Below are 8,788 nucleotides of genomic sequence, written 5' to 3' on the forward strand. Positions count from 1 at the left end.
CACTGCTTACTTGCAAGAATATTTTATAGATATCTTTAATGCATGGATAACCGGACAAAATATGAACATCCTGATTTTTTCTTGTTTTTAAATTTATACTTCTTTTTTAGAGACTGCGAAACTCGTGCTATAAATATTGATAATCTAACCTACTCTTTTAATGCAATTAACTATTTACAAAAACTGGGTCATAAATATATTGCTTGCATAACAGGCCCAGAAACCATTCTGTCTTGCCAATATCGTTTGCAAGGTTACACTCAAGCGATACAGCGGGCAGGTAATAAGGTGCAACAGGAATATATTATTAATAGTGATTTTAGTTACCAAGGTGGAGCTGAAAGCATAAAAAAACTTTTTGCATTAACTAAGCCACCTAGCGCAATTTTTTGCCATAATGATATTATGGCTATTGGTGCTATATGGCAGGCCAAACGTATGGGGCTAACATTACCAAGAGATTTATCTATTATTGGATTTGGCAATCTCAATTTTGCACAATATTGTGAACCCGCTCTCACCAGAATCGAGCAACCTCGCTTTGAAATTGGTCGCCAGGCAATGTTACTACTTTTAGCGAAAATCGAAGGCCACGGAATAGATAAAAATGCAAAACTGCTAGACTGCCATTTAATTATCCGCGATAGTGTTTGTCCACCTAAAAACTAGTCAAAAGTGATTAGGTTAAGTAACATATAACGAATTAATGTAACTTTTTTATTAATTAGCGAATTGAAAAGTGGCACAAAAAGATTACGTAAGACGAGGGCGCACAACGCCCCGTAAAAATAAGCATGCAGGCAAAAAAAAATCAAATCAAGGATTGCCGAAAACAACCCTTGCTGTCGCTATTGCCATCGTAATTGTCTTTATTGGCGGCATTGGCGGCTTATATTACATTACGCAAAATAAACGCGTTCCTGTGCTTAACAAAACAACCTCACCCAACAACAATCAGCCAGTCAACAGTCTACCTCCTAAACCAGAAGAACGGTGGCGTTACATAAAAGAGCTGGAAAAACGGGGTTCTGATCTACCAAACTTTAACTACTCAACCAAATCAAATATTAATAACACCACAGAGTTAACCAATGAACAGCGTCAATTTCTTGAGCAGATTGATGCGGATAGGCGCAATCCCACCACAAATCTATCCGAGGTGCCTAATAATGATAATGTTCCCCGCTCACACGTGATCATTAATGGCCCACCAATAGAATCACCTCTGCGATTAAAACCCGTACCACAGCCTCAACAACCAACCAACAATCCACAAAAAATAGTGGTACAATGTGGCTCATTTAAGAACCTGGAGCAAGCAGAATCAGTTAAAGCTAGCCTGGCCTTTTCAGGTTTAGAAAGTAGAATTAGCTCGACTGAAGGTTGGCATCGTGTAGTTCTTGGTCCTTACAATCAAGAAGCAGCAGAAAAAATACGTGACCGAGCTAAATCTGTCGGCGTATCCGGCTGTATTCTTCGTACAAGTAAGGGTTGAAAAATGATTATTATCCCCCATTTACATTCCTAATAACGTAAATACTGACTTTTTACGTCATAAAAAACCTAAAAAGTATGTTTACATACTCCCCTAATAAAATAACCAAGGGCTGACTCATGACTACAATCGTAAGTGTTCGCCGTAATGGCCAAGTTGTAATTGGTGGTGATGGACAGGCGACGATGGGTAATACCGTCATGAAGGGCAACGTCCGTAAAGTGCGCCGCCTTTATAATGATAAAGTTATTGCTGGCTTCGCAGGCGGTACTGCTGATGCATTTACCCTGTTTGAACTTTTTGAACGAAAACTAGAACTTCACCAAGGACACCTAACAAAAGCCGCTGTTGAATTGGCTAAAGACTGGCGTACTGATCGTATGCTGAGAAAACTCGAAGCGCTTTTAGCTGTTGCAGATGAAAACAGTTCATTGATCATTACAGGTAATCGCGATGTTATTCAACCAGAAAATGATTTGATCGCTATTGGTTCTGGTGGTGCCTATGCACAAGCCGCTGCGCGTGCATTGTTAGAAAATACAACAATGAGCGCACGTGATATTACAGAAAAAGCGTTAAACATAGCGAGTGATATCTGTATTTATACCAACCATAATTTTAACTTTGAAGAACTCTCTTCAAAATCTTAAGGATTTAAACATGTCTGAAATGACGCCTCGTGAAATTGTCAGTGAATTGGACAATCATATTATTGGTCAAGACAAAGCAAAACGTTCTGTCGCTATTGCGCTACGTAATCGTTGGCGTCGTATGCAACTTGATGAAGCACTACGTCAGGAAGTAACACCGAAAAATATTTTGATGATTGGCCCAACTGGTGTGGGTAAAACTGAAATTGCCCGTCGTTTGGCAAAACTGGCTAATGCTCCCTTTATCAAGGTAGAAGCGACAAAGTTTACTGAAGTCGGTTATGTGGGTAAAGAGGTCGATTCTATTATTCGTGATTTGACTGACGCTGCTGTAAAAATGGTACGCCTGCAATCTATAGAAAAAAACCGTTACCGAGCAGAAGAACTGGCCGAAGAACGTATTCTTGATGTTTTATTACCTCCGGCTAAAAATAATTGGGGACAACCTGATCCTAATGTAGAACCTTCTGCCGCACGTCAATCTTTCCGTAAAAAACTAAGAGAAGGTAAGCTGGACGATAAAGAAATTGAAATTGAGGTTGCCACTACACCGGTAGGCGTTGAAATTATGGCTCCTCCTGGTATGGAAGAAATGACCAGTCAATTGCAATCTATGTTTCAAAATCTGGCAGGGCAAAAGCATAAACCCCGTAAGATGAAGATCAAAGAAGCCTTCAAAATACTGATCGAAGAAGAAGCAGCAAAACTGGTCAATCCAGAAGAACTAAAACAGCAAGCCATTGATGCAGTTGAACAACACGGCATTGTTTTTATCGATGAAATCGATAAAATTTGTAAACGTGGCGAAACGTCTGGCCCAGATGTCTCTCGAGAAGGTGTACAACGTGATTTGCTACCTTTAGTTGAAGGCTGCACCGTTTCTACTAAACATGGGATGGTAAAAACTGATCATATTCTATTTATTGCTTCTGGTGCATTCCAGGTTGCCAGTCCATCGGATTTGATCCCGGAGCTACAAGGCCGATTACCCATCAGAGTGGAACTACAAGCGTTGACGGCAGAAGACTTTAACCGTATTTTAACTGAACCAAATGCCTCTTTAACTATACAATATAAAGCATTGATGGCAACCGAAGGTTTAAACATTGAATTTACGCCAGAAGGTATTAATAAAATTGCTCAAGCAGCATGGCAAGTCAATGAAAAAACAGAAAATATTGGTGCTCGTCGATTACATACCGTTCTTGAGCGATTGATGGAAGACATCTCTTTCGATGCTAGTGAACGCAATGGTCAAGAGATTACAATTGACGCTGATTACGTAGCTAAGCATCTAGATGAACTAGTTGCTGATGAAGATCTGAGTCGATTTATTTTATAATCTGGCGTCGTTAACTTTGCTGATTATAATCTGGATGGGGGGCTAAGCCTCCCATTATTTTTATAGCAACAAACTTGTGGATTAATTACATGAATTTAATCACATCAAGAAACCCTATACAAATACAGGCGTGGCTAGAAAGTTTACGCCCCAAAACACTTCCTTTGGGTATTGCGCCAATTATAACGGGTTCTGCATTAGCTTATTGGTCTGGCACTTTTATCCTCTCTATTGCATTATTAGCTTTACTCACTGCTGCTGCACTACAAATTCTATCCAATCTGGCGAATGATTATGGCGATGCAATTAAGGGCAGTGATACCGAGCAACGATTGGGACCATTACGAGGTATACAAAAAGGAATTATTAGCCTGGCAGAAATGAAAGTTGCCCTAAAAATCACTATCTTTATTTGTTGTTTATGTGGCTTAACTCTGATCATAGTCGCTTGTCGAATGCCAAAGGATATTATTGGCTTTCTGATACTCGGCGTTGTCGCTATAATAGCAGCTATCACCTACACCGTGGGGAAAAAACCCTATGGATATCTGGGGCTTGGCGACATCTCAGTGTTGATCTTTTTTGGTTGGTTAAGTGTGATCGGAACTTACTATCTGCATACTAACCACTTCAATTTGATGATATTATTGCCAGCAACCGCTTGTGGATTGCTGTCAGTAGCAGCACTAAACGTTAACAATATGCGTGATATAGAAAATGATATTAAAGCCGGTAAAAATACCTTAGCTGTTAGATTAGGCACTAAAGGCGCTCGAAAGTATCATGCAGCACTCATCTTAATTACCATTTTTTGTTTAATTCTGTTTAGCTTGTTATATCTTCATCACTGGACGGGTTGGTTATTTTTGCTCGCTATACCGATGTTACTAAACCATATAAAGAGAGTTATCCATGATACCACTGCGCTGGGTATGAAACCTTTATTGGAAAATATGGTAAAAGCGGCATTGCTGACTAATATTCTATTTTCTGTCGGACTTATTTTAAATTAATTATTGTAATTTTGATTTTCCTCAGTATTTTTATCAGCTATGTTTTTGCAAAAAATAACCAGATAAGGATATACTGAATTTCCCTTGTACTTAAAATAGACCGAAATCCTATGAAATATGATACTTCCGAGCTTTGTGATATCTACCAAGAAGAGGTGAATGTGGTAGAACCTTTATTCTCTAACTTTGGCGGGCGTACTTCATTTAGTGGTCAAATCGTAACAGTGAAATGTTTTGAAGACAACGGCATCATCTACGATTTACTGGAAGAACAGGGGGAGGGTCGGATCCTATTAGTTGATGGTGGCGGCTCTGTACGTAAGGCACTAATTGATGCTGAATTGGCAAAATTTGCCATGAAAAACCAATGGGAAGGCGTTGTTATTTACGGTGCAGTACGTCAGGTTGATGAATTGGCAGAATTAGATATCGGTATTCAAGCAATCGCTGCCATTCCGGTAGGTTGTACCAGTGAGGGTATCGGAGAAAGTGATGTCCGAGTCAATTTTGGTGGCGTCACATTCTTTACAGAAGATTATTTGTACGCAGATAATACCGGTATTATCCTTTCCGAGTATCCATTACTTTTAGATGATGAGCCAAACAACGATCAAGATACTGAAGACTAATACTCTTTCAGCTAAAAACAAACATTGTTGTATTATTCAATATCTATCGATTAAGTAGCAATAAGGGCAACAAATTTTGCCCTTATTGCTATTTTTTTCTAATGCAATGAAATATCGGACGATTACTGAACATCTTCCATTCGACCTAATAGACCGCGTAAACGCTCTTGCCAAGCATGCTGCTCTTGTTTTAAATTCTCATTTTCATGAGCCAGCGTTCCATGTTTCTCTTTAGCACTCGCTACTTCTTGATACAAAATATTATTTTTCTCTTTAAGTTCATTAACTTCCATCTGCAAAAGCTCAATTGTTTCAATAGCTTGTTGAACTTTAGTTTCTAACTTTTCAAAAACTTCAAATGACATTCTTTCGTCCCCTTTTTTAGCAATGCTACGATTGTAAGTAGCCTTCTTACGCCTGTCTAGTTGAAAGCTCTCGATAAATGTCAATTTAACCTTAATTATTTCTATTTATCCAACTAATTGCAAAAAAATACATCAACTAGAATGTCAGTTCGATCACTTTATCAGAGCGATTTCGTTCATTTTTTTGAAGTGATCCAACATATTTGATCCCATTATTTCCGTTTACGTTCATTTAACGGTAAATTCCTTCAGAGTTTCCTTAGGAAATAACAAATAAAAGACCAATTTTATTGCTTAGTATGCATACTTTTGTAGGATAAACATATGAGTAAAATTACTTCACCAACGCTGACAGGTCAATGTATCTCTGAATTTTTAGTACTGCCTTACTGGTCTTCTTTGGCCTGGGCTGTGTTGCTGCCACGCGTATTGCTGGCGCACAACTAGGTTTATGGGAAATCAGTATGATTTGGGGATTTGGCGTGGCTCTAGCCGTTTACCTTACGGCAGGCATTTCAGGAGCGCATTTAAATCCGGCGATTACCGTTACTTTTTGGTTATTTGCCCATTTTGATAGAAAAAAAGTACTGCCTTATATTATTGCACAAATGCTGGGAGGCTTCGTCGCTGCCGCTCTCGTTTATGGGTTGTACTTCGAACTATTTCTAGATTATGAAAAATTACACCATATAGTACGTGGTTCACATGCAAGCTTATTTACTGCCGGCGTTTTTTCTACTTATCCAGCAGGCCAAATTAGCGTCTTACAGGCATTTCTGGTTGAAGTTGTTATTGCTATTATCTTGGTTTGTATGATATTAAGCTTAACTGATGATAACAATGGTATACCCCGTGGCCCACTAGCACCACTACTTATTGGTATTCTGATTGCAGTTATTGGTGGTTCATTTGGCCCACTTACCGGTTTCGCATTAAATCCTGCTCGCAATTTCGGCCCCAAACTAATAGCTGATCTGGCTGGTTGGGGTGATATTGCTTTAATCGGTGGACGAGATTTCCCTTATTGCATAATTCCCCTAACGGCACCTTTTGTTGGCGCTATTCTTGGTGCTTTTGCTTATCGCAAACTGATTGGCTACCATTTACCTACTATGGCAAATCAAAACAAAAAATAAACGCAAAAATAATTCAAAAAAATAATATGAAGTAAATTGGACAATTATTATGACAACTGAAACACCAACAACAAAAAAATATATTATCGCACTTGATCAAGGTACCACTAGTTCACGAACCATTATTTTTGATCATGATGCTAATATTATTAATATTTCTCAACGTGAATTTCCTCAAATTTACCCAAAGCCGGGTTGGGTAGAACATGATCCTATAAAAATTTGGGCAACCCAAAGTGCTACTTTAGCTGAAGCATTAGCCATTTCTGATATTCGCAGTGATCAAATTGCCGGAATTGGCATAACCAATCAACGCGAAACTACTATAGTTTGGGAAAAGAAAACCGGTAAACCCATTTATAATGCGATTGTTTGGCAATGTCGTCGTACTGATGATTTCTGTACCGAACTAAAGCGGAATAACTCAGAACTGGAGAAATACATTCGTGAAAATACCGGTTTAGTAGTTGACCCCTATTTCTCCGGTACCAAACTTAAATGGATCCTGGAGAATGTTGACGGAGCCTATGAACGAGCAAAAAATGGCGAGCTACTCTTTGGGACTATTGATACTTGGCTAGTATGGAAAATGACACAAGGGCGTATCCATGTTACTGACTATACTAACGCATCTCGTACTATGCTGTTTAACATTCATGAGCTGGAGTGGGATCAAAAAATCCTCGATGCCTTTAATATTCCACGCGCCATATTACCAACAGTACGTCCATCATCAGAAATTTATGGGAAAACCAATATTGGTGGTAAAGGTGGAACACGCATACCAATAGCCGGAATGGCCGGCGATCAACAAGCTGCCCTTTTTGGTCAGTTATGTGTCCAGCCGGGAATGGCTAAAAACACCTATGGAACCGGCTGTTTCCTATTAATGAATACCGGCAAAAAAGCCAAAATTTCCGATCATGGCTTACTAACTACTATTGCCTGTGGCCCACAAGGTGAAGTGAATTATGCTCTAGAAGGTGCCGTTTTCATGGCAGGTGCTTCTATACAATGGCTGCGTGATGAACTGAAATTAATTGATGATGCTAACGATTCTGAATATTTCGCTAATAAAGTCAAAAATAATAACGGTGTCTATGTCGTCCCAGCTCTAACAGGTTTAGGCGCGCCTTATTGGGATCCTTACGCCCGCGGTGCGATTTTTGGCTTAACACGCGGCGCCAATCGTAACCATATTATTCGTGCAACATTAGAATCTATTACCTACCAAACTCGTGATGTTCTGGAAGCGATGCAAAAAGATGCTGATATGCGCCTGAGTTCATTACGTGTTGATGGCGGTGCTGTCGCCAATAATTTCTTGATGCAATTCCAATCTGACATCCTAGGTGCTTACGTAGAGCGTCCTATTATTCGTGAAAGTACCGCATTAGGAGCAGCTCTACTTGCTGGACTAGCTATTGGTTTCTGGCAAGATTTGGATGAAATTAAAGAAAAAATGCGTATTGAAAAAAAATTCACTCCTGGAATTGAAACCACTGAACGTAACTATAAATATAACGGGTGGAAAAAAGCCGTTTCCCGCGCCAGAGATTGGGAAGAACACACTTAATCTCAATTAAAATCGATAAATAATAAAATAGCAGTAAATAATTACTGCTATTTTTATATAAAAAGTATAATTAATTCAATACAAATACTTAATAAAAAATAAAAATATATAACTCCTCACTAAGGTTAGCAAAAACAAATTATTTTAATTGTCATTTTTATGCCTATAATATAAAAAACATCAAGTAATCATTATGTTATTTATATGAGGTGTTTGTCATGAAAAGAAAATAGATTAGCCATTCACTATCATGATGCGGCGTGCGATATTTGAAGCCAAAACGTGCGATAAATGGCAGGCTACTTTTGTTTCCATCAGTGTAACGAAATTACATTTATATTTTTAGTAAACATTATTAACTGCCCATAGATAGCTTCATCTTATAAGATTAAGCTACGATGATGCTTTTGATTTGAAGGTGTGACGATTGTATGGATAAGAAGTTAGACTCTCTTCAAGCTCTGCGTGGTGTCGCGGCGCTGTTGGTACTTTTATATCACTACCGTTTTTACCTTCGTGGAAATGATGTAAGTGGCTCTAGCATATGGGATGCGCTATTTGGCTGGGGAATAATTGGCGTTG

At 38.8% G+C, this 8,788-nt stretch carries 8 protein-coding genes and 1 pseudogene; 8 read left to right on the forward strand and 1 reads right to left on the reverse strand.

The window, feature by feature from the left end:
- Window positions 1-42: 42 nt before the first annotated feature.
- The 6 genes from CBG25_RS01950 (at window position 43) to rraA (ending at window position 5,129) form a co-directional block, all read left to right on the forward strand.
- The gene (locus CBG25_RS01950) at window positions 43-669 is read left to right on the forward strand and encodes a substrate-binding domain-containing protein (RefSeq protein ID WP_290604163.1); all 627 of its coding nucleotides are present in this window, start codon (window positions 43-45) and stop codon (window positions 667-669) included.
- Between the two features lie 70 nt (window positions 670-739).
- Entirely contained in the window at window positions 740-1,495 is a 756-nt protein-coding gene (locus tag CBG25_RS01955) for an SPOR domain-containing protein (protein ID WP_290604164.1), read from the forward strand.
- Between the two features lie 119 nt (window positions 1,496-1,614).
- Window positions 1,615-2,145, forward strand: coding sequence for an ATP-dependent protease subunit HslV (gene hslV / locus CBG25_RS01960; RefSeq protein WP_290604165.1), 531 nt, complete (start codon window positions 1,615-1,617; stop codon window positions 2,143-2,145).
- Between the two features lie 10 nt (window positions 2,146-2,155).
- The gene (hslU, locus tag CBG25_RS01965) at window positions 2,156-3,487 is read left to right on the forward strand and encodes an HslU--HslV peptidase ATPase subunit (RefSeq protein ID WP_290604166.1); all 1,332 of its coding nucleotides are present in this window, start codon (window positions 2,156-2,158) and stop codon (window positions 3,485-3,487) included.
- 89 nt (window positions 3,488-3,576) lie between these two features.
- The gene (locus tag CBG25_RS01970) at window positions 3,577-4,500 is read left to right on the forward strand and encodes a 1,4-dihydroxy-2-naphthoate polyprenyltransferase (RefSeq protein ID WP_290604167.1); all 924 of its coding nucleotides are present in this window, start codon (window positions 3,577-3,579) and stop codon (window positions 4,498-4,500) included.
- A gap of 110 nt (window positions 4,501-4,610) precedes the next feature.
- Window positions 4,611-5,129 (forward strand): ribonuclease E activity regulator RraA, encoded by a 519-nt coding sequence (gene rraA / locus CBG25_RS01975; RefSeq protein WP_290604168.1) that lies wholly within the window; start codon window positions 4,611-4,613, stop codon window positions 5,127-5,129.
- A 122-nt stretch (window positions 5,130-5,251) separates the two neighbouring features.
- On the opposite strand, the gene zapB is transcribed toward rraA, so the two are convergent.
- Entirely contained in the window at window positions 5,252-5,494 is a 243-nt protein-coding gene (zapB, locus tag CBG25_RS01980; RefSeq protein WP_032116028.1) for a cell division protein ZapB, read from the reverse strand.
- 324 nt (window positions 5,495-5,818) lie between these two features.
- Between zapB and CBG25_RS01985 the strand changes: the two are divergent.
- A pseudogene (locus tag CBG25_RS01985) lies at window positions 5,819-6,630 on the forward strand (MIP/aquaporin family protein).
- 49 nt (window positions 6,631-6,679) lie between these two features.
- Window positions 6,680-8,206, forward strand: a complete 1,527-nt coding sequence (gene glpK / locus CBG25_RS01990) for a glycerol kinase GlpK (protein WP_290604169.1) — start codon at window positions 6,680-6,682, stop codon at window positions 8,204-8,206.
- Window positions 8,207-8,788 lie beyond the last annotated feature (582 nt).

Origin of the sequence: Arsenophonus sp. ENCA (assembly GCF_002287155.1) — a bacterium.
Taxonomy (GTDB): domain Bacteria; phylum Pseudomonadota; class Gammaproteobacteria; order Enterobacterales; family Enterobacteriaceae; genus Arsenophonus; species Arsenophonus nilaparvatae.